The sequence below is a fragment of the Bacillus sp. 491mf genome (genome assembly GCF_900112415.1).
Taxonomy (GTDB): domain Bacteria; phylum Bacillota; class Bacilli; order Bacillales; family Bacillaceae_G; genus Bacillus_A.
In genome coordinates this window covers 24,441-50,289 of record NZ_FOLV01000027.1, presented here as the reverse complement: position 1 = coordinate 50,289, position 25,849 = coordinate 24,441, and the positions used below count along the sequence as shown (strand labels likewise).

Below are 25,849 nucleotides of genomic sequence, written 5' to 3'. Positions count from 1 at the left end.
ACCCGTTCCCATACCGAACACGGAAGTTAAGCTCTCTAGCGCCGATGGTAGTTGGGACTTTGTCCCTGTGAGAGTAGGACGTTGCCAGGCAAATGAAAGACGAGTCAGCGGACTCGTCTTTTTATTTTTATCCCGTGTTTCACGTCAGTAAGTGCGCTATTTTGGGATAGCAAGCTCAATTAAGTATTAGACAGACACTTCGCCTAGAAATGATTCATACACTAAGAGTATAAAGAATGTATATATTTCGAAAAAATGTTAACGCTTATAGATGTATGTTGTCATTTCATATAGAGGGGAGGAACAGTTTATTTATCGTTGATCTAATTTTATATAGTAATGGTTAGATAGAATACGATAAATAGGCGAATAATATGGGGTATGACACAACAAAAGAAGAAGTTTGTATTGTGTGTGAGCATAAAAAGGAAAGTGGAATTCATTTGTTTACGAGTTTCATATGTGAATCATGTGAACGAGAAATGATAGAAACAAATACGAATGATCCAAAGTATATGTTTTATTTACAACAACTACGAAAGATACAAGTATCACCTTAGAAAAATACAAATTGAAAAAACGAGATAAAACCCTTTTTCTTTTTTTATGGGCCATATACAAGGATTAAAACAAAGGGAGAAAGCAAGTAGCAGTCATTTTTTTCTGCATGGTAGCAACTTGTATGTTGAAGAATTAAAATGGATTTATATAGAAAAATAGGCATATTGCCTATTATTTTTTTTTGTGAAAATCTCTGTATAATATAGAGAGAACGAATAGTAAGGAAGAGTGAATATGGATCAAAGAAAAATGCCCTTATATGAAGCACTAAAGACGTTTGCGAGCAAGAAACCTGTATCCTTCCATGTTCCGGGGCATAAAAATGGAACAAACTTTCCTCATGAAGCGCAAAAATATTTTCATGATATACTTTCTATTGATGTAACAGAACTTACTGGACTTGATGATCTGCATAGTCCATTTGAATGTATAGAAGAAGCACAGCGCTTATTAGCAGAGCTATATGAAGTACAAAAAAGTTATTTTTTAATTAATGGTTCAACGGTTGGGAATTTAGCTATGTTGTTTGCGTGTTGTAATGAACATGATATAGTTCTTGTACAAAGAAACGCTCATAAATCAATTATGAATGGTCTTAAATTAACGGGAGTGCGTCCTGTCTTTCTAGAGCCATTGATTGATGAGAAATATGGTGTGCCAGTTGGCGTACCGTATGAAACGATTGAAGAAGCAATCTTGCAATATCCACAAGCGAAAGCTCTTATTTTAACGTATCCAAACTATTATGGTATGGGCACTGATTTAGAAAAGAGTATTGCATTAGCGCATAAAAATGGTATTCCTGTTTTAGTAGATGAGGCACATGGAGCACATTTTTGTGTCGGAGAACCGTTTCCAACATCAGCGCTTGCGTATGGGGCTGATATTGTTGTGCATTCGGCTCATAAAACATTACCAGCAATGACAATGGGTTCATACTTACATGTAAATAGCTCGCTCGTTGATGAAGAAAAAGTTTCTTCTTACTTAAGTATGTTGCAATCTAGTAGTCCATCTTACCCCATCATGGCTTCTTTAGATATAGCTCGTTTTGTATTAGCGAAGATAAAAGAAGAAGGGGGTAAGGAAATTACGGCATTTACTGAGCAATTTCGCAGAGCATTAAATCGCATTCCACAACTTGCTGTTTTAGACTATCCAATCCAAGATGCATTAAAAGTAACAGTGCAGACGCGCTGTAAGCTCTCTGGATATGAATTACAACGTCTATTTGAAGAGATAGGTATGTATGTTGAAATGGCAGATCCATATAATGTTTTACTTATTTTACCGCTCCAAGTAAATGAAGCATATATAAAAGTAATTGATAAAGTGCAAGAGGCACTATGTTCATACGATGTAGAAGATAATAAACCGCGTATAAATTATCCTTATAAGAATCATTTATCTTCTTTGTCATTTACGTATAAACAATTGGAGAAATATAAGAAAAAAGTTGTGCCGCTAAGAGAAGCGTTAGGCATGATTGCGGCTGAAATGATTATACCGTATCCACCAGGGATTCCGCTGGTCATGTATGGAGAAGAAATTACATTAGAGCATATAAAGCAAATTTCTGATTTAGAAGAGACTGGCGCCCGTTTTCAAGGAGATATAAAAAATATTACTGTATACGATATATAGAGAAAGAAGGTTTTATGGATGAAGGGATTGTTTGTAACAATTGAAGGGCCAGAAGGGTCAGGGAAATCTACATTAATTACAAAATTATTGCCGTACTTTGAGAAGAAGAAGCAAAAAGTAGTGGCGACGCGTGAACCAGGTGGAATTGCGATTTCAGAAGAAATTCGGACCATTTTACATAAAAAAGAGCATACAATGATGGAAGCACGTACAGAAGCATTATTATATGCTGCAGCACGCAGACAACATTTAGTAGAGAAGGTTATGCCGGCTTTAGAAGATGATTATATTGTCATATGTGATCGTTTTATAGATAGCTCTCTTGCTTATCAAGGATATGCACGGGGACTTGGCGTTGATAAGGTATTTGAAATTAATCGTTTTGCGACAGAAGATTGTATGCCGGATATTACAATCTATTTAGATATTGAACCAGAGGTTGGCTTAGCACGTATTAGAAAAGATGATAATAGAGAGGTGAATCGTTTAGATTTAGAAAGCATGGAATTTCATAAACGTGTTCGCGAAGGGTATTTACAATTAGTAGATCGATTTGCAGATCGTATCGTTGTTGTAAATGCAGATCAACCAATGGAAGCTGTTGTAGAAGAAGTTATTCAGCTTATTGAACAAAAATTGGTATAATAGAAGAAAGTATAAAAAGTGAGGTATGGAATATGACGAAGACGTGGGAACAACTGTCTCTTCTACAACCCATTGTTGTAAAAATGTTAATGAATAGTATTGCAAAAGAGCGTATATCCCACGCTTATTTGTTAGAAGGGCCAAAAGGAACAGGTAAACTAGAAACCGCTATGCAAATGACGAAAAGCTTTCTTTGTTTACAACGAAATGGAGTAGAACCTTGCCATACATGTACGAATTGTCGACGCATTGATTCGGGCAATCATCCAAACGTATATATTGTTGCACCGGATGGCCTATCCATTAAGAAACAGCAAATTCATGAATTACAAGAAGAGTTTTCGAAAACGGGTCTAGAAGCAACGAAAAAAATATATATTATTGAGCATGCCGATAAGATGACAACAAATGCTGCAAATACATTACTTAAATTTTTAGAAGAACCAAGTAGTGACACAGCGGCAATTTTGTTAACTGAGCAAAGCCACCAAATTTTAAGTACTATTTTATCCCGCTGTCAAATTGTTACATTCAGGCCGCTTCCGAAAAATGCTTTGGTTAACCGTTTAGAAAATGAAAAAATAAGTCTTTCTTTAGGAAATCTTGCAGCGGAACTTACAAACAGTTTTGATGAGGCTCTATCATTTTGTAATGATGAATGGTTTGCACAAGCACGAACTTTAGTGATAAAATTATGTGAAGCCCTAGAGAAAGATACCACGTCTCTTTTTTTTGTTCAGGAGAAGTGGATAAAGCATTTTGGAGAGAAAGAACAACTACAGCTAGGATTAGATATGTTGCTCCTTATTTATAAGGATTTATTATATGTTCAATTGGAAGAAGAAGAGCGGCTCGTTTTTCAAGACCAAAAGGGATTATTCCAATCTTTTTCCTATTCTCAAAAGCGCATTGTATCGGCTCTTTTCAATATATTAGAAGCAAAAAATAGAATCAACGCTAATGTAAATGCGCAGCTTGTGTTCGAGCAGTTAGTGTTGCGGTTGCAGGAGGGATGACCGTTTGTATGATGTAGTAGGTGTTCGATTTAAGAAGGCCGGAAAAGTGTATTACTTTGATCCGAATCAATTTGATATCTCAGAAAATGAGTTTGCAATCGTGGAAACAGTACGAGGCATCGAATATGGAAAAGTTGTCATCACGAAGAAACAAGTTGATGAAAATGATGTTGTCTTGCCACTTAAGAAAGTGATTCGGATTGCAAATGAAAATGACCGTACAATTGTTGAAGAAAATAGACGCGCAGCAAAAGAAGCATATCAAGTTTGTCAGGAGAAAGTAATCGAACATGAGCTTGATATGAAACTTGTTGATGTGGAATATACATTTGATCGTAATAAGGTTATTTTTTATTTTACAGCAGACGGTCGTATTGATTTTCGCGAGCTTGTAAAAGATTTGGCAGCTATTTTTCGGACAAGAATCGAATTAAGACAGATTGGTGTTCGTGATGAAGCAAAAATGCTAGGTGGTATTGGTCCATGTGGCCGAATGCTTTGCTGTTCTACTTTTTTAGGGGATTTTGAACCTGTATCCATAAAAATGGCAAAAGATCAAAATTTATCGTTAAATCCTGCAAAAATCTCAGGGTTATGTGGCCGATTGATGTGTTGTTTAAAGTATGAAAATGATGAATATGAGGCAGCGAAAGAGCAGCTTCCAGATTTAGATGAGAAGATCCAAACACCGCATGGTCTTGGTCGTGTAATCGGATTAAATATTTTAGAAAGATTAATTCAAGTGGAATTGGTAGACAAGGAACGGATAGTAGAGTATACGTTAGATGAATTAATGAATAAAGGGGTCGTTTCGAGTCAAACCACAGATTAATGAGGTGGATGCTTGTGGAGAAAAAAGATATTTTTGCAGCAGTTTCCAGTATGGAAGAGCAAATTGGACATCTCTATAAACAGTTGGGAGAGTTAAAGCAGCATCTCGCAGAGCTACTGGAAGAAAACCAACATATTAAATTGGAAAATGAAAATTTGCGGAATCGTTTTGAAGAAGTTCAGAATAAGCAGAAACAGAAATCGAATAAGCAAAAAGAAATAAAGCCTAAAATAGATATCGGTGAAGGATATGATAATTTAGCACGCCTGTACCAGGAAGGTTTTCATATTTGCAATTTGCATTATGGAAGTGTACGTAAAGAAGGGGATTGCTTATTCTGTTTATCATTTTTAAATAAAAAATAAAATTACCTTTCCAATAAATTGGAAAGGTAATTTTTTGTACATATAACCAAAATAGAAGTAATGGACGTTAGACTGTTATAAACATAGGTAAATTGTCTTAACGTTTGCTAAAATAAAGTTTGAATGATAAGGAAGGAAAGAACGATATGCAATTGTATGGAGATGAACGTTTAGATTATTTACTATCAAAAGATATGAAAATTATTCAAAGCCCATCAGTATTTAACTTCTCATTAGATGCAGTATTATTGGCGAACTTTGCATGGATGCCCATTCAGAAAGGAAATGTATTAGATTTGTGTACGGGCAATGCAGTGATTCCTCTTTTATTAAGTTCTCGTACGAAAGGAAAGATTACGGGAGTTGAAATACAAGAGCGTATTTACAATATGGGTGTTAGAAGTGTTCAATATAATGATTTAGAAGAGAGAATCCAGCTTATTCATGGAGATTTAAAACATATGCCAGAGCAATTGGGACGACATCAGTTTGATGTTGTTACATGCAATCCGCCATACTTTCAAACGCCAAAACCATCTGAGCAAAATTTAAATGAACATTTAGCAATCGCTCGTCATGAAATTATGTGCACACTAGAAGATGTTGTACGTGTTAGCAGCCAACTTGTTAAGCAAGGAGGAAAAGTTGCTTTTGTACATCGACCTGGTCGTTTGCTTGATATTGTAATGCTTATGAGAAAATATAAGATTGAGCCAAAGCGCCTTCAATTTGTATATCCAAAAGCAGGTAAAGAGGCTAATACATTATTAATCGAGGGTATTAAAGACGGGAATGCAGACTTAAAAATTTTGTCACCCCTTTTTGTATATGAAGAGAATAATAAATATACGAAGGAAATGAATGCAATTTTATATGGAGCAGAATAAACATTATTTTTATGTTGTGGAATGCGCTGATGGAAGCTACTATGCGGGATATACAAACCATTTAGATAAGCGAATCAAGGCTCATAATAGTGGAAAAGGAGCACGTTATACAAGAGCAAGACGTCCTGTTATATTAAAATACTTTGAAACTTACGAAGAAAAAAGAACTGCGATGCAGGCAGAATATCGGTTCAAGCAGCTAAAACGGAAGCAAAAAGATGAGTATATACAAAAAGGAGATTATTATGTGGCAGCAAAAAAGTTTTCAGATGAATGAGAGAGGAACATTATACTTAGTTCCTACTCCAATTGGTAATTTGGAAGATATGACATTTCGTGCAATTCGTATGTTAAAAGAAGCAGACTTTATTGCAGCAGAAGATACAAGGCAAACGAAAAAGCTATGTAATTACTTTGAAATTGAAACGCCAGTAATGAGTTATCATGAGCATAATAAAGAAGTGAGCGGGCGGAAAATTTTAGATATGTTAGAACAAGGGAAAACAGTAGCGCTTGTCAGTGATGCGGGTATGCCGTGTATATCAGATCCTGGCTATGACATTGTTGTTCAAGCAGTGGCAGAGCAGTACACAGTTGTCCCTCTTCCTGGACCAAATGCTGCACTTACAGCATTAATTGCATCAGGGTTAGAAACAAAACACTTTTATTTCTATGGTTTTTTACAGCGTCATAAAAAAGAACGTAAGGCAGAATTAGAGAAACTACGTTATATTCCAGATACAATGATGTTTTATGAGGCACCGCATCGACTAGGCGAAACTTTAGTATCTATGAAAGAGGTATTAGGGAATAGAAACGTTGCATTATGTCGTGAGCTTACGAAAAAATTTGAAGAATTTATTCGCGGTTCTTTAGAAGAAGTTATTCATTGGGCAAAGGAAAATGAAGTGCGTGGCGAATTTTGTGTTTTAGTAGAGGGTTCTACAGAAGAAGCAGTTAGCGAAGCGGCATGGTGGGAATCATTAACGGTTGAGGAACATGTCGAATACTACATAGAGGAGAAAGGCCTTTCTTCTAAAGAAGCAATTAAAGTTGTTACAAAAGATCGGAATATGTCGAAAAGAGACGTATATCAAGCATATCATGTTGAAAAAAAATAAAGCTTCTCTAAAAGAGAAGCTTTATTTTGCTGCTGCGATAAATTGTTGCAATTCAGTTAAGATTTGCTCTGCGCCTTCTGGGCTTAAAATGATTTTACCTTCAGCTAATGAAAGGTTGCTATCAGAAACTTCACCAGTTACTTGGCAAGTCATGTTTGGTTTATATTTTTTTAAGATGATTTTTTCATCATCAACGTAGATTTCAAGAGCATCCTTTTCTGCAATACCTAGTGTGCGACGTAATTCAATTGGAATTACAACGCGGCCTAATTCATCAACTTTACGAACAATACCAGTAGATTTCATAATTTGTTTTCCTCCTCATATTCTGCAAGTCTATTTTAATTCGCCATTTTTCGACAAAATACCCTATGAACATATGATACCAATCATTTACATTTCCGTCAATTCTTTAATTATAAAATTTATAAAAGTTTTGTAGATTTTCGCATCTATTTATAAATTTTAAAAATGATATAACGACCCCTTTATTTTAGGGGAGACGAGAGCAACTGGTCGTGCTTAGAAGCGCGCTCAGGTCATTTTTTATTTTGCACCGTAGCGACTTATATGTCGAAAAAGTGTATATATTTATTATATATACTAAAAAATAATAGATGTATAGAAAGATTTATTTTATTCTTAAAATTTTAATGATAGTGTCGAAATCTAGAAATGTATATTTTTTATTAATATGAGTAATAGATGATAAAGATATCGTACATACACTCGTCTTTATACGTAAGTTTTTGATATACTGTTTATAAATACATATGAGGTCATTTGGGAGGTTTAAAACAATGACAGAGGAAAATAAGACCTTTTACATTACAACTCCGATTTATTATCCAAGTGGAAAGCTTCACATCGGACATGCTTATACGACAGTAGCGGGAGATGCAATAGCACGCTATAAACGTATGCAAGGATACGATGTGTACTACTTAACAGGCACTGATGAACACGGGCAAAAGATTCAAAAAAAAGCAGAAGAATTAAATGTTACACCACAAGCATACGTTGATAACATCGTAGCGGGAATTAAAGAACTGTGGGGTAAAATGGATATTTCTTATGACGATTTTATTCGTACAACCGAGGACCGTCATAAAGAAGTTGTAGAAAAAATCTTTAAACAACTTGTTGATCAAGGTGATATTTATCTTGATGAATATGAAGGTTGGTATTCTGTACAAGATGAAACGTTTTATACAGAGCATCAACTTGTTGATCCAGTGATGGAGAATGGAAAAATAGTTGGTGGGAAGAGCCCGGATAGTGGCCATCAAGTAGAACTTGTTCGTGAAGAATCCTACTTCTTTAGAATGGGGAAATATGTAGATCGACTATTAAAGTTTTATGAAGATAATCCAAGCTTCATTCAACCAGAATCACGTAAAAATGAAATGATTAATAATTTCATTAAACCAGGGTTAGAAGATTTAGCTGTTTCCCGTACTTCTTTTGATTGGGGTGTTCGTGTACCCGGTAATCCGAAGCATGTTATTTACGTATGGGTAGATGCATTATCTAACTATATTACAGCATTAGGTTATGGAACGGCGAATGAAGAAAAGTATAAAAAATATTGGCCAGCAGATGTTCATTTAGTAGGAAAAGAAATTGTTCGTTTCCATACAATTTATTGGCCAATTATTTTAATGGCTCTTGATTTACCACTTCCGAAAAAAGTATTTGCGCATGGTTGGATTTTAATGAAAGACGGAAAAATGAGTAAATCAAAAGGGAATGTAGTAGATCCAGTGACGTTAATTGATCGTTATGGTCTAGATGCACTTCGTTATTATCTTCTTCGTGAAGTGCCGTTTGGATCAGATGGCGTATTTACACCAGAAGGATTTGTTGAGCGTATTAATTTTGATCTTGCGAATGATTTAGGAAATCTATTAAATCGTACAGTAGCAATGATTGATAAATATTTTGACGGAGAAATCCCAGCATACAAAGCAAATGTAACGGATTTTGATGAGGCTTTAGTAACATTTGCAAAAGATACACTGCAAAAAGTGGAAGATGCTATGGAAAACATGGAGTTTTCAGTAGCGCTAAGCACAATTTGGCAGCTTGTTAGCCGTACAAATAAATATATTGACGAAACACAGCCATGGGTATTAGCAAAAGATGAAAACAATCGCGAGAAACTGGCTTCTGCTATGGCGCATCTTGCAGAAATGCTTCGTCAAACAGCAATTATGTTAATGCCATTCTTAACAGAAACACCAGGGAAGATCTTTGAACAAATTGGAATTACAGATGAAGAATATAAAACATGGAGTAGCCTTTCTACAATTGGCTGCATTCCAGCTGGTACAAAAGTTGTAAAAGGCCAGCCTGTATTCCCACGTTTAGAAGTAGAAGTAGAAGTAGAATATATTAAAGAACAAATGAAAGGATCTGCTCCAAAAGTAGAAGAAAAGAAAGAAGCAGCGCCAGAGGTAGAAGAAATTACAATAGATGATTTCTTTAAAGTAGACTTGCGCGTAGCAGAAGTATTGGATGCAGAGCCTGTGAAAAAAGCAGACAAACTGTTAAAGATCCAACTTGATTTAGGAACAGAAAAACGACAAGTTGTCTCTGGAATCGCTAAATTTTACTCCCCAGAAGAGTTAAAAGGGAAAAAAGTCATTTGTGTTACAAATTTAAAACCAGTAAAACTACGTGGTGAGTTATCACAAGGTATGATTTTAGCGGGTGAAGAAAATGGAAAATTGTCGTTAGCGACGGTCGACCAAAACTTACCAAATGGTACAAAAATTAAGTAATAACGACAAAACGAGAGATGTTTCACGTGTAACATTCGTGAAGCATCTTTTTTCTTGTCGAAAATCTTTCTAAAATTTCTTTTTTTGTATCAAAATTGTAATGTAGTTGTTATTGCGGTGTTAGGAAAGTAATTTTTTCCTATGATAGAATTTATTTCAAATAAAAGGAGTTCTTATTATGTTATTCGATACGCATTCACATTTAAATGCAGAGCAATTTAAAGAGGATTTACAGGAAGTAATTGCAAGAATGAAAGAAGTAGGTGTTTCTTATACAGTTGTAGTTGGTTTTGATGAGGTGACTATCAAAAAGGCAATAGAATTGGCAGAGACATATGATTTTATTTATGCAGCTGTTGGTTGGCATCCTGTTGATGCAATTGATATGACAGAAGAACATCTAAAATGGTTGGAAGAGTTAGCGGCTCATCCAAAAGTTGTTGCACTTGGTGAAATGGGCTTAGATTATCATTGGGACAAATCTCCGAAAGAAGTGCAAAAAGAGGTATTTCGTAAGCAAATTAGGCTAGCAAGAAAGGTAAATTTACCAATCATTATACATAATCGAGAAGCAACGCAAGACATCGTAGATATTTTAAAAGAAGAAAATGCATCCGAGGTAGGCGGAATCATGCACTGTTATAGCGGCGGTGTTGAAGTTGCAAAACAGTGTGTGGAGATGAATTTTCTTATTTCATTAGGCGGTCCAGTAACCTTTAAAAATGCGAAGAAGCCAAAAGAAGTTGCGATGGAAATTCCAATGGAACAACTTTTAATCGAAACAGATTGTCCGTATTTAACTCCTCATCCGTTTCGTGGAAAACGAAATGAACCGAGCTATGTAAAGCTCGTTGCAGAGGAAATTGCAAAATTAAAAGGACTATTCTATGAAGAAGTAGCGATCAAAACAACAGAAAATGCAAAAAAACTATTCGGCATTCAATAATGAGAAGTAGAGGGGGGGGATTCCTCCTCTTTTTCTCCCTTCACCTATGTTTATCTTCAGATGAGTAACACTACTAGAAATAGTAGGAGAATGAGAATTAATAATTCTGATCTAGACAGGGAGGGTATTTTATTGTGATTGTAAATGCTAAAAGTTTATTATCCAGGTTAGAAGTGAGCAAAAAATTAGTAGTAAGATTTACGAGTGCATTAATTATTTCAGGATCTGTTGGGACAGTAGCGTATGCGGGAACAACAGATAAAATAACGATTGAAGTAGATGGACAGAAACAAGAAATTTATACACATGCGAATACTATAAGCGAGCTCTTGCAGGAAGAAAAAATTCAAGTGTCAGAAAAAGATCACATATATCCAGCACTTTCTACAAAAATTAAGGATGAAATGAAAGTAGTTGTAGAAAAAGCGAAGCCATTTATGGTTATAGTGGATGGGAAAGAGAAACAAGTACAATCAACAACAAAAACAGTAAAAGACTTGTTAGTAGAAGAACATATTGAAGTTAGTGAACATGATAAAGTATATCCTAGTTTGCATACATCGTTAGAAGGTACGCAAAAAATTATGATTCAAAAAGCATTCCCGGTTACATTACACGTTGGCGGTCAAGAACAGCAAGTGTGGTCAACTTCGACTACTGTCGCTAACTTTTTGAAAGAACGACAAGTGTCACTAAGTGAAATGGATAGAGTAGAACCAGCCTTACAGGAAGTGATGCAGCAAAATATGAAGGTCAAAGTGGTTCGAGTAGAAAAAGTAAGCGATGCAGTGGAAGAACCAATTCCCTTTACTGAATTGAGACAAGAAGATTCTTCACTCCGTAAGGGGACAGAAAAAGTAATTCAAGAAGGAATAGAAGGAAAAAAGAAGAAAGTATTTGCAGTCATAAAAGAGGACGGGAATGAAGTTTTAAGAAACTTACAGAAAGAAGAAATCGTACAAGAAGAAAAAAATCGCATTGTAGCTGTTGGTACAAAAGAAGAAGAGTCTATTTTAGGTGATGTAGGGGGCGCAGTTGCCAACGAATTTTATGTGGAAGCAACAGCTTACTCACCGTACTGCGGGGGATGCCAAGGTGTAAGTGCAGGGGGCTATAATTATAGGGAAAATCCAAATATGAAATTAATTGCAGTAGATCCGCGGATTATTCCTCTTGGAACAAAGGTATGGGTAGAGGGATACGGACATGCAGTTGCTGGTGATACGGGCGGAGCGATTAAAGGGAATCGTATTGATGTTCTTATGCCAACAGAATCACAGGCTGAAGTTTGGGGAAGAAAACGAGTGAAGATTAAAGTGTTACAATAATAGGGTAAGCAGAGGGATTTTTTCTCCTCTGCTTTTTAAATTGTATGAACTAGGAAAATAATAATGGAAAAGTAGGCGTTTTTTTGTTTTACTAATTAGAGATGTGAAATGAGTGTGGAGGAAGTTATGAAGATTAAAGAAATAATTGTTGTAGAAGGTAAGGATGACACGGTTGCCATTAAGCGTGCAGTAGATGCAGATACAATTGAAACGAACGGTTCGGCAATTGGAGATCATGTAATTGAACAGGTGAAATTGGCGCAACAAACACGAGGTGTTATTATTTTTACAGATCCTGATTACCCCGGGGAACGCATTCGTAAAATTATTTCTGAGAAAGTGCCAGGATGTAAACATGCCTTTTTACCGAAAGAAGAAGCATTAGCGAAGCGAAAGAAGGGCGTTGGCATTGAGCATGCGTCTAACGAATCGATTAGACGCGCTTTGGAAAGTTTACATGGGGAGATGGAAGAGTACACGAGCGAAATTCATTGGATTGACTTAGTAGAAGCGGGGCTTGTTGGTGGAGAAAAAGCAAAGAGCCGCAGAGAACGAATGGGTAAGCTATTAAAAATCGGTTATACAAATGCAAAACAGTTACATAAACGTTTGCAAATGTTTCAAATTTCAAAGCAGGATTTTGCAAAAGCGTATAAGCAAGTATTACAGGAGGAAAAGAAATGAAAGATATCGCAACGCCAAATCGTACGAAAGATATTGTTGAAAAGTATGGATTTTCATTTAAAAAGAGTTTAGGGCAAAACTTTTTAATTGATACAAATGTATTAAATCGGATTGTAGATCACGCGGAGATTGGATCTGAGAGCGGGGCAATTGAGATTGGGCCTGGTATTGGAGCATTAACAGAACAACTGGCAAAACGTGCTAAGAAGGTAGTGGCGTTTGAAATTGATCAACGTCTTTTACCGATTTTAGAGGAGACATTAGCGCCTTATGATAATGTAACGGTAATTAATAAGGATATTTTAAAAGCTGATGTAAATACAGTATTTCAGGAGCAGTTTGAAGAAGGCCAAGACGTAATGGTGGTAGCAAACTTACCATACTATGTGACAACACCAATTTTATTTAAGCTATTGGAAGAACAATTACCAGTGCGTGGCTTTGTTGTGATGATGCAAAAAGAAGTAGCAGATCGCTTAGCGGCTCGTCCAGGAACAAAAGATTATGGTTCGTTGTCAATTGCCATTCAATATTATACAGAACCAGAAACGGTGATGACGGTTCCGCGTACAGTATTTGTACCACAGCCAAATGTTGATTCAGCGGTTATTCGTTTACTAAGACGTCCAAAACCGCTTGTGGAAGTAAAAGATGAAGCGTTCTTCTTTGAAGTAGTGCGTGCTAGCTTTGCGCAGCGACGTAAAACATTAATGAATAACCTATCTAATAATTTAAATGGTTTTCCAAAGGATAAAGTATTACTTGAACGTATACTAGCGGAGGTTGAAATTGATCCGAAGCGAAGAGGCGAAACTTTATCTATCGAAGAGTTTGCAAAGTTAAGCAACGCTTTATTTTTGCATAAAATGTAAAAGGTAGCTCGTTTCGAGCTGCCTTTTTTGTCACCTTTTTCCTATAAGTTCATAGGCTAAAACAGAACGTAGTGAGTTATATGTCCCTACGAGTTTGGAGGTAAAAGGATGGCTGTACACGTTGGAGATTTAGTGGAGAGAAAGTCTTATAAGCGTGACCTTCTTTTTCGAGTAACAGAAATAAAAGACACGATAGCAATTTTGTTTGGGGAAGAATTTCGGCTCGTAGCAGATGCACCGATAGAAGATTTAGTTCTTGTCGATCAACGGGATTATACGAAAAGAGTGAAACAGGAACGAGAAACAATGGAAAAGACATATCGCTTATTTCAACAAGATTATGTATTAATGAGAGAGCGGCAAGAATATCAGTCAACAGGCGGCTATGCAAGTGAAGTAAATTATTTTCAAATGCCAGGTAAAGTGCTTCATCTTGATGGAGATCCTTTATATTTAAGGAAGTGCTTAGATTTATATACGAAAATAGGTGTGCCTGTACAGGGAATTCATTGTAAAGAAACGGAGATGCAAGAGAAGGTTTTAGATTTAATTGAGCATGCTCGTCCTGACATTTTAGTAATTACTGGGCATGATGCTTATACAAAATCAAAGGGAGAAATGGGAAATTTAGCAGCTTATCGTCATTCTAAGCATTTTGTACAGGCTGTACGTACAGTACGGAAAAAGTATCCTTCATTAGATCACCCAGTTATTTTTGCTGGGGCGTGTCAATCGCATTTTGAGGCTCTTATTCGAGCCGGAGCAAATTTTGCAAGTTCTCCGTCACGCATTAATATTCATGCGTTAGATCCAGTGTATGTTGTAGCAAAAGTGAGTTTTACATCTTTTATGGAACGAGTTAATGTTTGGGATGTGGTGCGCAATACAATAACTGGTGAGAAGGGACTTGGCGGAATTGAAACAAAGGGGATTTTACGAACAGGATTGCCCTTTCAATATTATGAAGAGTGAGCAAGGTAAGCATTTACCTTGCTTTTTATGTACGCGCTTTTTGAGATTTGGATAAAAAAGTATAAGAACGTACAGACTATATGTGTATAACTTGTATTTCTATACTTTCCATCCCAATTACAGCGAGGTGTAGCACGATATGTCAAAACGTTTAGACGAAATTAAAAGTGCACTGGACCATCATCTTGGTCAGAGGCTTATGCTAAAAGCGAATAGTGGAAGAAGAAAAACGATAGAAAGATCTGGTGTGTTGGCAGAAACATACCGTTCGGTTTTTGTCGTTCAACTTGATCAACAAGAGGATACATTTCAGCGTGTTTCCTATAGTTATGCAGACGTATTAACAGAAACTGTTGAGCTTACGTTTTATGATGCACAAGATAATGAAATCATGTTAGGTGAACAATCTGTTTAAGGATGGGGCTTGTTTAATTACATATATTTTCCGGATTTGAAGAAATTCGTAGTGTCACATACTAAATGTACCGTAGCGATAAAGGGGGACTTGCATTGAGTAGACGAAGAGGAGTCATGTCAAATAAATTTAAAGAAGAGCTTGCAAAAGAGCTTGGATTTTACGATGTCGTGCAAAAAGAAGGATGGGGCGGAATTCGTGCGAAAGATGCTGGTAACATGGTTAAACGGGCAATTGAGATTGCAGAGCAGCAATTGATGAAACAAAATCAGTAACAGTGAGATACTTCTATGCTACGGTAGCCGAGGGGATATTCCTCGGCTTTTTGCACGCGAAAAAGTTGTATTCGTATTATATAAGTAGTTTCATTCTTGATGCTTTTCGTTATAATTAGGAAAGTGTCATCGTTCTACTATAAATTTATGGTAAAATAAACGATAAAAGATTGAGTACATAGAGTAGGTGAATAGATTGAAGCTACTAGTTAAAGCACCAGCGAAAATTAATTTGTCGTTAGATGTACTAGGGAAAAGACCGGACGGCTATCATGAAGTTAAAATGATTATGACAACAATTGATTTAGCAGATCGGTTAGAACTAACAGAGTTATCTGAAGACCGGATTGAAATTGTATCTCATAACCGTTATGTCCCAGACGACCAAAGAAATTTAGCTTATCAGGCGGCAAGATTGTTAAAGAAACGTTTTCAAGTAAAAAAGGGAGTGTCTATTGCAATTGAAAAAACGATTCCGGTTGCAGCGGGCTTAGCAGGTGGAAGCAGCGATGCAGCTGCAGCATTAAGAGGTCTGAATCAATTATGGAATCTCGGACTTACAATTGATGAACTTGCGAAACTAGGTGCCGAGATTGGATCGGATGTATCGTTTTGTGTATACGGCGGAACTGCCATTGCAACGGGTCGAGGTGAGAAAATCGAACATATAAAGACACCTCCTTCTTGCTGGGTCATTTTGGCCAAACCACATATTGGTGTTTCTACAGCTGATGTATATGGGAATTTACAATTAAATCGTGTAACACATCCAGATGTAAATCGTATGGTTGAAGTAATTCAAAATGGTGATTATGAGGGAATTTGTCATGCTGTTGGCAATGTGTTAGAAGATGTAACATTTTCAATGCATCCTGAAGTGGCACATATTAAAGCTCAGATGAAACGTTTCGGTGCAGATGCGGTTTTAATGAGCGGTAGCGGCCCAACTGTTTTTGGTTTAGTTCGTCATGATTCACGCATGCACCGTATTTATAACGGGTTAAAAGGATTTTGTGACCAAGTATACGCAGTTCGTTTATTAGGAGAGCGAGAAGGTCTTGAATAAAGGCGTATAATAAGTTATGATTTGTTTAAAATATTCGTAATTTGAGGTGAGAGCATGAAGATTAGACGAAGTACAAGGTTAGTCGATATGACTTATTATTTGCTTCAAAACCCTCGTCAGTTAGTTTCTCTCACTTTTTTTGCTGAACGGTATCATTCTGCTAAATCTTCTATTAGTGAAGATTTAGTCATTATTAAACAAACGTTTGAACAACAAGGGGTCGGCACATTACAAACGGTACCAGGTGCAGCAGGAGGAGTGAAATATATCCCATATATAAGTCAGGAGGAAGCAAAGCAAATTATTGATGAGCTTTGTAATTTATTTGAGAATCCTGATCGTATTCTTCCGGGTGGTTATTTATATATGACGGATCTTTTAAGTAATCCGCGCTATATTAATGGTGCAGGGCGACTTTTTGCTTCTGTATTTGCAAGGCAGTCAATTGACGCTGTTATGACAGTTGCAACAAAAGGGATTCCTTTGGCATATGCAGTAGCAAATTATTTAGATGTTCCAGTCGTAATTGCTAGAAAAGATAATAAAGTAACAGAAGGCCCAACAGTAAGTATTAATTATGTATCAGGCTCTTCTAAGCGTATTCAAACGATGACATTAGCAAAGCGTAGTCTTCCTGAAGGTGCGAACGTATTAATCATTGATGATTTTATGAAGGCCGGCGGAACAGTGCAAGGCATGATGAGTATGCTTGAGGAATTTAATGCAAATGTTGTTGGCATTGGCGTTTTAGTGGAATCAAGTGATATTGAGGAAAGACTTGTAGATAACTTTGTTTCGTTAATTCGCTTGTCTGAAGTAGATGTGAGAGAAAAGACGATTCAAGTGGAAAAAGGAAATTATTCTTTAAGTCCATTTACTGATATGATTGTAGAAGTTGAATAAGATAAACAATCTTCTTATATAGGTTGTTTTCAAGAAGATCTTGTTCGTCAGAGTGAGGAAAAGATAAAGCGGCTGCTTTATCTTTTTTTATACTAATGGATAACAAGATTTTACGAATTGACTACTTTGTCACATTATTTACGAGCAGTAAGTTTTAGCAGGAGGTAAGCTCCCAAATTTGGAGGCTTACCTTCTGCTAAAACAATAGGCTCCTTGTTAGAGCCAATTTGTGAAAGTAGGATAAAAAATATAAAAGGGTGGGGAACGATGAAGGTAGTTCAAGCAAATGGGGTGCCGCAGGCAATTGGTCCATATTCACAAGGTATGATTGTAAATAATATGTTTTACAGTTCTGGACAAATTCCTTTAACAGTAAATGGTGAAGTTGTGGCTGGAGATATAAAGGACCAAACAGAGCAAGTGTTTCAAAATTTAAAGGCGGTATTAACAGAAGCAGGAGCATCGTTTGAGACGGTGGTAAAAACAACTGTATTTCTAAAAGATATGAATGATTTTAATGCGGTAAATGAAGTATATAGTACATATTTTTCTACGAATAAACCGGCACGCTCTTGTGTACAAGTAGTGAGATTACCAAAAGATGTATCCGTTGAAATTGAAGTTATTGCCCTTGTAAAATAAGAAATTGTAAGCGTTAACGTGTATTTATTTATATATTTCATTGATATAAAAATTTTTATCTTAAAAATTTTTGAAAAATTGAAGGAAAAATAGAACATTTGTGGAATTTATAGAAACATATCGCTTATTTAGAAAAAGGGTGGTGAACACAAGATGGAAGTGACTGACGTAAGATTACGCCGTGTAAACACAGAAGGCCGCATGAGAGCGATTGCCTCTATTACACTAGACCACGAATTTGTTGTTCATGATATTCGTGTAATTGATGGCAATAATGGATTATTTGTAGCAATGCCAAGTAAACGTACTCCGGATGGAGAGTTCCGTGACATTGCTCATCCAATTAATTCTAATACTCGTTCTAAAATTCAAGATGCGGTTTTAACTGAGTATCACCGTTTAGGCGAGTTAGAAGAAGTTGAGTTTGAAGAAGCTGGAGCTTCGTAAAATTCGAATAAGAAGAGCTCTAAAAGAAGAGCTCTATAATTTTGGCAAACTCCTGTAAATATTTACAGGAGTTTGTTGTTGTTTTCATATATTTTATACATCAATTTTGATTGTTCAACATACAAGCAGCGGCTATGCATAGCCAGATGCTCTCGCCCGTCTAAAAAGAAAGAGGATTTTTACATCATTTTCAAAATTTATACCTATAATAGCTACCTCTATTTTTTATGAAAAAGGAATAGTATAACGTATTTCATAAAAAGATATGAAATACTAAAACATTACATAAAAGTTATGGTAAAATTTAATAGTTATAAGGTGTTTCTTGAAATGTATGGTTATTTAGGATAATATTTTTAATGGATAAATAGGTTGCGATGGAGGGTCTATATGTCGAAAAGATATGCAGTGATTCTTGCAGCAGGAAAAGGCACACGTATGAAGTCAAGTTTATACAAAGTGTTGCATTCTGTATGCGGGAAACCGATGGTACAGCATGTAGTTGATCAAGTCTCTCAGCTAGAAGTGCAGAAACTTGTTACGGTTGTTGGACACGGCGCTGAAAAGGTACAAGATCAATTAGGAAGTGCGAGTGAATTTGCATTGCAAACGGAGCAGTTAGGAACAGCACATGCTGTTATGCAAGCAACTGACGCACTGGGGAACGAGAATGGAACAACATTAGTAATTTGTGGTGATACACCTCTTATTACAGCAGAAACAATGGAAGCATTATTAAAGCAGCATGAAGAATCAGGGGCAATGGCAACGGTATTAACGGCCTACATAGAAGAGCCTACTGGTTATGGACGAATTGTTCGCAATGAAAACGGTCACGTTGAAAAAATTGTTGAACATAAAGATGCAAATGAAGTAGAGCGAGCTATTAAAGAAATTAATACAGGTACGTATTGTTTTGATAATAAAGCGCTATTTGCTTCCCTTTCCAAAGTTTCTAATGAAAATGTGCAAGGGGAATATTACCTTCCAGATGTGATTGAGATTTTGAAAAATGAAGGTCATATTGTATCTGCCTATCAAACAGAGCATTTTGATGAAACGTTAGGAGTTAATGACAGGGTCGCTCTATCGCAAGCGGAAGACATTATGAAAAAACGTATTAACCATCAACATATGGTAAATGGTGTTACGATTATTGATCCGAATAACACGTATATTTCCGTCGATGCAAAAATTGGTAATGATACGGTTATTTATCCGGGAACAATTATTGAAGGTTATACTGTTATTGGATCAAATTGTGAAGTTGGACCGCATACAGTTATACGTGATAGTGAAGTGGGAGATAATACAACAATTCGTCAGTCTACTGTTCATGATAGTAAGATTGGTATTGATGTTGCTATTGGACCGTTCGCTCATATCCGTCCGCAATCTGTTATTGGTAATGAAGTTCGTGTTGGAAACTTTGTTGAAATTAAAAAGACTGTTTTCGGAAATAGAAGTAAAGCTTCTCACTTAAGCTATATTGGTGATGCAGAAGTGGGAGAAGATGTGAATCTTGGTTGTGGTTCTATTACGGTAAACTACGATGGCAAGAATAAATTTAAAACTGTAATTGGCGATGGTGTGTTTATTGGTTGTAACTCAAACCTTGTTGCTCCTGTAACAGTTGAAGATGGTGCTTATGTTGCAGCAGGTTCTACTATTACAGAAGATGTGCCAGCAAAAGCATTGTCAATTGCACGTGCACGTCAAACAAACAAAGAAGATTATGTTGATCAATTGCTGAATAAGAAAAATTCATAATGTGGAGGGTTAATCTAGATGTCGACTCAATATCTAAATTCTAATTTGAAAGTATTTTCTTTAAACTCTAACAAGGCGCTTGCTGAGCAAATTGCAAAGCACATTGGAGTAGAATTAGGAAAATGTTCTGTTGCACGTTTTAGTGATGGAGAAATTCAAATTAACATTGAAGAAAGTATTCGTGGTTGCGATGTATTTATCATCCAATCTACAAGTTTCCCAGTAAACGAGCATATTATGGAATTGCTTATTATGATCGATGCATTAAAACGTGCATCTGCGAAAACAGTTAACATTGTTATCCCTTACTATGGTTATGCACGCCAAGATCGTAAAGCGCGTTCTCGTGAGCCGATTACAGCGAAACTGTTTGCAAACTTACTTGAAACAGCGGGTGCTACTCGTGTAATTACTCTAGATTTACATGCTCCACAAATTCAAGGATTCTTCGATATTCCAATCGATCATTTAATGGGTGTACCTATTCTTTCTGATTACTTCCAAAAGAAAGGTCTTAAAGATATTGTAATCGTATCTCCTGACCATGGTGGTGTAACACGTGCACGAAAAATGGCAGATCGTTTAAAAGCGCCAATCGCTATCATCGATAAACGCCGTCCACGTCCAAATGTAGCGGAAGTAATGAATATCGTAGGTAATATCGAAGGTAAAACAGCAATTTTAATTGATGACATCATTGATACAGCTGGTACAATTACATTAGCAGCAAATGCTCTTGTAGAGAACGGTGCTTCTGAAGTATATGCTTGTTGTACACACCCAGTTTTATCTGGTCCAGCAATTGAACGTATTCAAAATTCAAATATTAAAGAGTTAGTTGTAACGAACTCTATCGTATTACCAGAAGAAAAGAAAATTGATAAAGTACAAGAACTTTCTGTTGCTCCATTAATTGGCGAAGCAATTATTCGTGTTTACGAAGAAGAATCTGTAAGTGTACTATTTAATTAATTGGATAGAATGAGACGTAACCAGTGTTGGTTACGTCTTTTCGTATCGAAAAAAGAAAGTGGTGTTACAATGAAATTAATAGTAGGACTTGGTAACCCAGGCAGAGAATATGAATTAACAAGGCATAACATTGGGTTTATGGCGATAGATGAATTATCTAGACGCTGGAATATCCCGTTAAATGAGCAAAAATTTAAGGGTTTATTCGGTGCGGGTTTTGTAAATGGAGAGAAAGTTATTTTATTAAAGCCACTTACATATATGAATTTATCTGGAGAAAGTATTCGCCCACTTATGGACTACTATAAAATTGATATTGAAGATTTTATAGTGATGTATGATGATTTAGATATGCCAGTTGGAAAATTACGTCTTCGTATGAAAGGCAGTGCGGGTGGACATAACGGTGTAAAATCAACAATTGCCCATTTAGGAACACAGGAATTTCAGCGCATTCGTATGGGAATTGATCGTCCTAAAAATGGCATGAAAGTGGTTGATTATGTATTAGGACGCTTTACAGCAGATGAGATGCCTGAAGTAAAACGAGCGATTGAAAAAAGTGCAGATGCGTGTGAAGAATGGTTGAAAACGCCATTTTTACAAGTTATGAACACCTTCAATAATTAACGTTTCCAAAATGGAATATTTTTTAATGCTTATATCCATAATAGTAATAATTGTGCAGCTAGGAGGAAGTTATGGACGGACATTATTACTGCAGACATTGTGGATGTAGAATAGGTAGTATTACAGCGGAAAAAGTATACGGCATTGTGCTAGGTCAACTAACAGAGCAAGAGCGATTAGAAATGATTCATTTTGATGAAAACGGAAATATATATATAAAAACAATTTGTGAATCGTGTCAAAAAACGCTCGCATCCTATCCAGAGTATTATGAGTATGAACTGTTCTTACAATGAAAATGAAACTTCTGTTAGATCATGTTTTTCTTATCAATAGTTAGCTAAACACACTGCTCCTTGTAATGGGATGAACTTCCATCCTTATCTTTTCTAAATATGAAGATGAGAGAATTACAGCGATAAGGGATAGGATGTATTGCTTCGCTTTGGCTTGTCCAAAGCATTTTTCTGTTTTCTTTTTCCGAAATATTTGCATAAAATATAGTAGCTTGCTCTTTATGTTGAGAGGAGTTTTGAAAAATGATAGGTTTACTAGAGCAATTTTACGAAAATAAAGAAATACGATCAATTATAGATGGATTAGAGGAAGGTTTAAAAGAACAGCTTATCTCAGGTATGGCAACTTCTTCTCGTTCATTATTAATGGCTAGTTTATATAAAAAAACAAAGCAGTCGCAGCTTGTTATAACGCATAATTTATATCAGGCGCAAAAGGTGTATGAGGATTTAGTTTCGTTAATTGGAGAGAAGAATGTTTGGTTATATCCTGTAAATGAATCTATTGCATCAGAAATCGGTGTTGCGAGCCCAGAATTGAAGTCACAGCGCATTGAAGTGTTGAATCGCTTAGCGGCTGGAGAAAGTGGAATTATTGTAGCCCCTGTTGCTGGTTTGCGGCGTTTTTTACCGACAAAAGAGATGTGGAAGACACAGCAAATTGAATTGAAAATGGGACAAGAAATTGAGCTTGATGAACTGCTTCGCATGTTAACGACTATGGGTTATGAACGTAAATCTATGGTAGAGGCACCAGGTGAGTTTAGTGTTCGCGGTGGGATATTAGATATCTATCCATTAACAGAAGAATTGCCAGTTCGTATTGAACTGTTTGATACCGAAGTAGATTCTATCCGTTCTTTTACTGTAGATGAACAACGCTCGCAAGAGAAGATGGATAGTATATCGTTTGGCCCAGCTACTGAATTTGTATTTTCTAAAGAAGAACTAGCAGTTGGAATTCAGAAGCTAGAATCAAGTTTAGCTAATACATTAAAAAAGGTATCTGATGAGAAGCTAAAAACAACAATATTAGAAACTGTTACATATGAATTAGAATTATTGAAAAACGGACAGACCATTGAGCAGATGTTCAAGTATTTATCTTTATTTTATAAAGAACCTGCTAGTCTAATAGAATATTTACCGGAAAATGGTGTGGTTATTCTAGACGAGGTTTCTCGAATTCAAGAAACAGCAGATCATTTAGAAACAGAAGAAGCAGAATGGTACATATCGCTTCTTGGAGAAGGAGCAATTGTTCAAGATTTAACTTTTTCTCATAGTTTTTCCCAATTTCTGAACCATAAAAAACGAAATTTCTTATATTTAACTTTGTTTTTACGTCATATTCCGCATACAAATCCGCAAAACATTGTGAATTTGACATGTAAAACGATGCAAGACTTTCATGGTCAAATAAATTTATTAAAAACAGAAATTGATAGATGGACGAAAAGTCGGTTTACGACAGTTGTATTAGGTGCAAATGAAGAACGAACGAAGAAATTGCAGCACATCTTAAACGATTATGACATTGAAGCAGATATTATTGAAGGAACAGATGTATTGCTCCCAGGTCGTATTCAAATTGCGGTGGGTGACTTACATGCAGGTTTTGAAATGCCGATGCAAAAGCTTGCGATTATTACCGAAAAGGAATTATTTAATAAGAAGGTGAAAAAGTCACAGCGTAAGCAAAAACTTTCGAATGCAGAGAGAATTAAAAGTTACTCTGAATTAAAAGTTGGTGATTACGTTGTTCACGTAAATCACGGTATCGGTAAATTTTTAGGAATTGAAACATTAGAAATTAATGGTGTTCATAAAGATTATTTGCATATCAAGTATCAAGGAAACGATAAGCTATACGTCCCGATTGAACAAATTGATCAAGTACAAAAGTATGTGGGATCTGAAGGGAAAGACCCCAAAATCTATAAATTGGGCGGAAATGATTGGAAGAAGGTTAAGACAAAGGTAGAAAAATCTGTTCAAGATATTGCAGATGATTTAATTAAGCTGTATGCAGAGCGCGAAGCAGCAAAAGGTTACGCATTTACTCCAGATACATCTGAGCAGCAGGATTTTGAATCATCATTTCCTTATCAAGAAACAGAAGATCAGTTACGCTCAATTACAGAAATTAAGAAGGATATGGAGCGCGGTCGTCCGATGGATCGTCTGCTTTGCGGTGATGTTGGATATGGAAAAACTGAAGTTGCGATCCGGGCTGCTTTTAAAGCGATTATGGATGAAAAGCAAGTTGCGATTTTAGTACCAACAACGATTTTAGCACAGCAACATTACGAAACAATTCGAGAACGTTTTCAAGACTATCCGGTTAATATCGGGTTATTAAGTCGCTTCCGTACGAGAAAACAGCAAAATGAAACGATTAAAGGATTAAAAGACGGTACTGTTGACGTTGTTATCGGTACACATCGTCTTCTATCAAAGGATGTCATATATAAAGATTTAGGATTACTCATTATTGATGAAGAGCAGCGCTTTGGTGTAACGCATAAAGAAAAAATTAAGCAATTAAAAGCTAATATCGATGTACTAACATTAACGGCAACGCCAATTCCACGTACGCTTCATATGTCTATGTTAGGAGTTCGCGATTTATCTGTTATTGAAACACCGCCAGAAAATCGCTTCCCGGTACAAACGTATGTTGTGGAATATAATCCAGCGTTAATAAGAGAAGCGATTGAACGTGAACTGGCGCGAGGCGGACAAGTGTATTTCTTATACAATCGCGTTGAAGACATTGAGCGAAAAGTAGATGAAATTTCAATGCTTGTTCCTGATGCACGTGTAACTTTTGCGCACGGAAAGATGAATGAAGGTGAATTAGAATCTGTCATGCTTTCTTTCCTAGAGGGTCAGCACGATGTACTTGTGAGTACCACAATTATTGAAACAGGTGTTGATATTCCGAATGTAAATACATTAATTGTGTTCGATGCAGATCGTATGGGATTATCGCAGTTGTATCAGTTGCGTGGACGGGTAGGGCGTTCTAATCGTGTTGCCTATGCGTATTTCACATATAAGCGTGATAAAGTGTTATCTGAGGTTGCAGAAAAACGTTTGCAAGCTATTAAAGAGTTTACGGAGTTAGGATCTGGATTTAAAATTGCTATGCGTGATTTATCTATCCGCGGAGCAGGTAATTTATTAGGTGCAGAGCAACATGGATTTATTGATTCCGTTGGTTTTGACTTGTATTCACAAATGTTAAAAGATGCAATTGAACAGCGAAGAGGTACGGGTGCAGAAGAGCAAACGGTTGATGTAGAGATTGATCTAGAAGTAGATGCATATTTACCGGATGCGTATATTTCCGATAGTAAACAAAAAATCATGATGTATAAGCAATTTAGGGGCGTTTCTGCTATTGAGGATATTGAAGAATTACAAGAAGAGATGATTGATCGCTTCGGTGACTATCCTCAAGAAGTTGGATATTTACTCCAAATTGCAAATATTAAAGTGTTAGCAACGCAAGAAGGAATCGAATTGATTAAGCAAACGAAACAAGAAGTGACACTGTTGTTTTCAGAAAAAGCTAGTCAAAATATTGATGGTGGAAAATTATTTATGCTTGGAAGCAGCTTTGGGCGCATGATTGGTCTTGGTATGGAGGGTTCACGCCTGAAAATTGTGATGAATGTGCGTGAACTAGAAGTAGCAAAGTGGCTTACAATCGCTGAAAATTTATTAAAAGGTTTAAAAGATGTGAAAAAAGAAGAGATAAATGCTTAAATG

General features: G+C 36.2%; 27 protein-coding genes and 1 rRNA gene. 27 read left to right on the top strand and 1 reads right to left on the bottom strand.

The window, feature by feature from the left end:
• The 10 genes from rrf to rsmI form a co-directional block, all read left to right on the top strand.
• Nucleotides 1–90 (top strand): 5S ribosomal RNA (gene rrf, locus BM211_RS19075); the annotation flags it as partial.
• Nucleotides 91–374: 284 nt separating this feature from the next.
• Nucleotides 375–560, top strand: coding sequence for a sigma factor G inhibitor Gin (locus tag BM211_RS19070; protein ID WP_090998993.1), 186 nt, complete (start codon nt 375–377; stop codon nt 558–560).
• 235 nt (nt 561–795) lie between these two features.
• Nucleotides 796–2,205 (top strand): aminotransferase class I/II-fold pyridoxal phosphate-dependent enzyme, encoded by a 1,410-nt coding sequence (locus BM211_RS19065; RefSeq protein ID WP_035433626.1) that lies wholly within the window; start codon nt 796–798, stop codon nt 2,203–2,205.
• Between the two features lie 18 nt (nt 2,206–2,223).
• Nucleotides 2,224–2,850, top strand: coding sequence for a dTMP kinase (gene tmk / locus BM211_RS19060; RefSeq protein ID WP_035433625.1), 627 nt, complete (start codon nt 2,224–2,226; stop codon nt 2,848–2,850).
• Between the two features lie 32 nt (nt 2,851–2,882).
• Nucleotides 2,883–3,866, top strand: coding sequence for a DNA polymerase III subunit delta' (gene holB, locus BM211_RS19055; protein WP_035433624.1), 984 nt, complete (start codon nt 2,883–2,885; stop codon nt 3,864–3,866).
• Between the two features lie 4 nt (nt 3,867–3,870).
• Complete coding sequence (locus tag BM211_RS19050; protein ID WP_035433622.1) at nt 3,871–4,698, top strand: PSP1 domain-containing protein; 828 nt, start codon at nt 3,871–3,873, stop codon at nt 4,696–4,698.
• Nucleotides 4,699–4,712: 14 nt separating this feature from the next.
• Nucleotides 4,713–5,063 (top strand): DNA replication initiation control protein YabA, encoded by a 351-nt coding sequence (gene yabA, locus BM211_RS19045; protein ID WP_035433620.1) that lies wholly within the window; start codon nt 4,713–4,715, stop codon nt 5,061–5,063.
• A 146-nt stretch (nt 5,064–5,209) separates the two neighbouring features.
• Nucleotides 5,210–5,950 (top strand): tRNA1(Val) (adenine(37)-N6)-methyltransferase, encoded by a 741-nt coding sequence (locus BM211_RS19040; protein WP_035433619.1) that lies wholly within the window; start codon nt 5,210–5,212, stop codon nt 5,948–5,950.
• On the top strand, nt 5,937–6,227 hold the full coding sequence (locus BM211_RS19035) for a GIY-YIG nuclease family protein (protein WP_035433631.1): 291 nt from the start codon (nt 5,937–5,939) through the stop codon (nt 6,225–6,227). Before BM211_RS19040 ends, BM211_RS19035 begins: the two co-directional genes overlap by 14 nt.
• The gene (gene rsmI, locus BM211_RS19030) at nt 6,196–7,071 is read left to right on the top strand and encodes a 16S rRNA (cytidine(1402)-2'-O)-methyltransferase (protein WP_035433617.1); all 876 of its coding nucleotides are present in this window, start codon (nt 6,196–6,198) and stop codon (nt 7,069–7,071) included. Before BM211_RS19035 ends, rsmI begins: the two co-directional genes overlap by 32 nt.
• A 21-nt stretch (nt 7,072–7,092) precedes the next feature.
• On the opposite strand, the gene BM211_RS19025 is transcribed toward rsmI, so the two are convergent.
• Nucleotides 7,093–7,377 (bottom strand): AbrB/MazE/SpoVT family DNA-binding domain-containing protein, encoded by a 285-nt coding sequence (locus tag BM211_RS19025; protein WP_035433616.1) that lies wholly within the window; start codon nt 7,375–7,377, stop codon nt 7,093–7,095.
• A 494-nt stretch (nt 7,378–7,871) separates the two neighbouring features.
• On the opposite strand from BM211_RS19025, the gene metG reads away from it, so the two are divergent.
• From metG to mfd, 17 genes are all read left to right on the top strand, one after another.
• Nucleotides 7,872–9,854 (top strand): methionine--tRNA ligase, encoded by a 1,983-nt coding sequence (metG, locus tag BM211_RS19020; RefSeq protein ID WP_035433614.1) that lies wholly within the window; start codon nt 7,872–7,874, stop codon nt 9,852–9,854.
• Nucleotides 9,855–10,032: 178 nt separating this feature from the next.
• Complete coding sequence (locus tag BM211_RS19015) at nt 10,033–10,800, top strand: TatD family hydrolase (protein WP_035433613.1); 768 nt, start codon at nt 10,033–10,035, stop codon at nt 10,798–10,800.
• 134 nt (nt 10,801–10,934) lie between these two features.
• Nucleotides 10,935–12,128, top strand: a complete 1,194-nt coding sequence (locus BM211_RS19010; protein WP_035433611.1) for a G5 and 3D domain-containing protein — start codon at nt 10,935–10,937, stop codon at nt 12,126–12,128.
• 126 nt (nt 12,129–12,254) lie between these two features.
• Entirely contained in the window at nt 12,255–12,812 is a 558-nt protein-coding gene (gene rnmV, locus BM211_RS19005) for a ribonuclease M5 (protein ID WP_035433610.1), read from the top strand.
• Nucleotides 12,809–13,684, top strand: a complete 876-nt coding sequence (gene rsmA / locus BM211_RS19000) for a 16S rRNA (adenine(1518)-N(6)/adenine(1519)-N(6))-dimethyltransferase RsmA (RefSeq protein ID WP_035433608.1) — start codon at nt 12,809–12,811, stop codon at nt 13,682–13,684. The genes rnmV and rsmA overlap by 4 nt, the downstream gene beginning before the upstream one ends.
• A 108-nt stretch (nt 13,685–13,792) precedes the next feature.
• Nucleotides 13,793–14,656, top strand: a complete 864-nt coding sequence (gene yabG / locus BM211_RS18995; RefSeq protein ID WP_035433607.1) for a sporulation peptidase YabG — start codon at nt 13,793–13,795, stop codon at nt 14,654–14,656.
• A gap of 139 nt (nt 14,657–14,795) precedes the next feature.
• Nucleotides 14,796–15,071 carry a biofilm formation stimulator Veg gene (veg, locus tag BM211_RS18990; RefSeq protein WP_035433605.1) on the top strand — a complete coding sequence of 92 codons (276 nt, stop codon included), beginning with the start codon at nt 14,796–14,798 and terminating at the stop codon, nt 15,069–15,071.
• A 95-nt stretch (nt 15,072–15,166) separates the two neighbouring features.
• A complete protein-coding gene (gene sspF / locus BM211_RS18985) occupies nt 15,167–15,346 on the top strand; it encodes an acid-soluble spore protein SspF (protein WP_090918113.1) in 180 nt (59 codons plus the stop codon).
• A gap of 196 nt (nt 15,347–15,542) precedes the next feature.
• Nucleotides 15,543–16,412, top strand: coding sequence for a 4-(cytidine 5'-diphospho)-2-C-methyl-D-erythritol kinase (gene ispE / locus BM211_RS18980; protein WP_141771670.1), 870 nt, complete (start codon nt 15,543–15,545; stop codon nt 16,410–16,412).
• A gap of 54 nt (nt 16,413–16,466) precedes the next feature.
• Nucleotides 16,467–17,315, top strand: coding sequence for a pur operon repressor (gene purR, locus BM211_RS18975; RefSeq protein WP_035433601.1), 849 nt, complete (start codon nt 16,467–16,469; stop codon nt 17,313–17,315).
• A 267-nt stretch (nt 17,316–17,582) separates the two neighbouring features.
• A complete protein-coding gene (locus BM211_RS18970; protein WP_035433599.1) occupies nt 17,583–17,957 on the top strand; it encodes a RidA family protein in 375 nt (124 codons plus the stop codon).
• A gap of 153 nt (nt 17,958–18,110) precedes the next feature.
• Nucleotides 18,111–18,404, top strand: coding sequence for a septation regulator SpoVG (gene spoVG / locus BM211_RS18965; RefSeq protein ID WP_000454042.1), 294 nt, complete (start codon nt 18,111–18,113; stop codon nt 18,402–18,404).
• A 390-nt stretch (nt 18,405–18,794) separates the two neighbouring features.
• Nucleotides 18,795–20,174, top strand: coding sequence for a bifunctional UDP-N-acetylglucosamine diphosphorylase/glucosamine-1-phosphate N-acetyltransferase GlmU (gene glmU / locus BM211_RS18960; RefSeq protein WP_035433598.1), 1,380 nt, complete (start codon nt 18,795–18,797; stop codon nt 20,172–20,174).
• A gap of 18 nt (nt 20,175–20,192) precedes the next feature.
• Nucleotides 20,193–21,146, top strand: a complete 954-nt coding sequence (locus BM211_RS18955) for a ribose-phosphate diphosphokinase (protein WP_035433597.1) — start codon at nt 20,193–20,195, stop codon at nt 21,144–21,146.
• 69 nt (nt 21,147–21,215) lie between these two features.
• Nucleotides 21,216–21,776 (top strand): aminoacyl-tRNA hydrolase, encoded by a 561-nt coding sequence (gene pth / locus BM211_RS18950; protein ID WP_090998987.1) that lies wholly within the window; start codon nt 21,216–21,218, stop codon nt 21,774–21,776.
• Nucleotides 21,777–21,847: 71 nt separating this feature from the next.
• Nucleotides 21,848–22,072, top strand: coding sequence for an anti-sigma-F factor Fin family protein (locus BM211_RS18945; protein ID WP_035433593.1), 225 nt, complete (start codon nt 21,848–21,850; stop codon nt 22,070–22,072).
• Between the two features lie 243 nt (nt 22,073–22,315).
• Nucleotides 22,316–25,846 carry a transcription-repair coupling factor gene (mfd, locus tag BM211_RS18940; RefSeq protein WP_090998985.1) on the top strand — a complete coding sequence of 1,177 codons (3,531 nt, stop codon included), beginning with the start codon at nt 22,316–22,318 and terminating at the stop codon, nt 25,844–25,846.
• The last annotated feature ends 3 nt before the right edge of the window (nt 25,847–25,849 follow it).

What these genes read in the sequence shown, in the direction of transcription:
- BM211_RS19070 (WP_090998993.1), top strand. Translation starts at nt 375, where the DNA reads ATGGGGTATGACACAACAAAAGAAGAAGTTTGTATTGTGTGTGAGCAT.
- BM211_RS19065 (WP_035433626.1), top strand. Translation starts at nt 796, where the DNA reads ATGGATCAAAGAAAAATGCCCTTATATGAAGCACTAAAGACGTTTGCG.
- tmk (WP_035433625.1), top strand. Translation starts at nt 2,224, where the DNA reads ATGAAGGGATTGTTTGTAACAATTGAAGGGCCAGAAGGGTCAGGGAAA.
- holB (WP_035433624.1), top strand. Translation starts at nt 2,883, where the DNA reads ATGACGAAGACGTGGGAACAACTGTCTCTTCTACAACCCATTGTTGTA.
- BM211_RS19040 (WP_035433619.1), top strand. Translation starts at nt 5,210, where the DNA reads ATGCAATTGTATGGAGATGAACGTTTAGATTATTTACTATCAAAAGAT.
- BM211_RS19035 (WP_035433631.1), top strand. Translation starts at nt 5,937, where the DNA reads ATGGAGCAGAATAAACATTATTTTTATGTTGTGGAATGCGCTGATGGA.
- rsmI (WP_035433617.1), top strand. Translation starts at nt 6,196, where the DNA reads ATGTGGCAGCAAAAAAGTTTTCAGATGAATGAGAGAGGAACATTATAC.
- BM211_RS19025 (WP_035433616.1), bottom strand. Translation starts at nt 7,377, where the DNA reads ATGAAATCTACTGGTATTGTTCGTAAAGTTGATGAATTAGGCCGCGTT.
- metG (WP_035433614.1), top strand. Translation starts at nt 7,872, where the DNA reads ATGACAGAGGAAAATAAGACCTTTTACATTACAACTCCGATTTATTAT.
- BM211_RS19015 (WP_035433613.1), top strand. Translation starts at nt 10,033, where the DNA reads ATGTTATTCGATACGCATTCACATTTAAATGCAGAGCAATTTAAAGAG.
- rnmV (WP_035433610.1), top strand. Translation starts at nt 12,255, where the DNA reads ATGAAGATTAAAGAAATAATTGTTGTAGAAGGTAAGGATGACACGGTT.
- rsmA (WP_035433608.1), top strand. Translation starts at nt 12,809, where the DNA reads ATGAAAGATATCGCAACGCCAAATCGTACGAAAGATATTGTTGAAAAG.
- yabG (WP_035433607.1), top strand. Translation starts at nt 13,793, where the DNA reads ATGGCTGTACACGTTGGAGATTTAGTGGAGAGAAAGTCTTATAAGCGT.
- veg (WP_035433605.1), top strand. Translation starts at nt 14,796, where the DNA reads ATGTCAAAACGTTTAGACGAAATTAAAAGTGCACTGGACCATCATCTT.
- purR (WP_035433601.1), top strand. Translation starts at nt 16,467, where the DNA reads ATGAAGATTAGACGAAGTACAAGGTTAGTCGATATGACTTATTATTTG.
- BM211_RS18970 (WP_035433599.1), top strand. Translation starts at nt 17,583, where the DNA reads ATGAAGGTAGTTCAAGCAAATGGGGTGCCGCAGGCAATTGGTCCATAT.
- spoVG (WP_000454042.1), top strand. Translation starts at nt 18,111, where the DNA reads ATGGAAGTGACTGACGTAAGATTACGCCGTGTAAACACAGAAGGCCGC.
- glmU (WP_035433598.1), top strand. Translation starts at nt 18,795, where the DNA reads ATGTCGAAAAGATATGCAGTGATTCTTGCAGCAGGAAAAGGCACACGT.
- BM211_RS18955 (WP_035433597.1), top strand. Translation starts at nt 20,193, where the DNA reads ATGTCGACTCAATATCTAAATTCTAATTTGAAAGTATTTTCTTTAAAC.
- pth (WP_090998987.1), top strand. Translation starts at nt 21,216, where the DNA reads ATGAAATTAATAGTAGGACTTGGTAACCCAGGCAGAGAATATGAATTA.
- BM211_RS18945 (WP_035433593.1), top strand. Translation starts at nt 21,848, where the DNA reads ATGGACGGACATTATTACTGCAGACATTGTGGATGTAGAATAGGTAGT.
- mfd (WP_090998985.1), top strand. Translation starts at nt 22,316, where the DNA reads ATGATAGGTTTACTAGAGCAATTTTACGAAAATAAAGAAATACGATCA.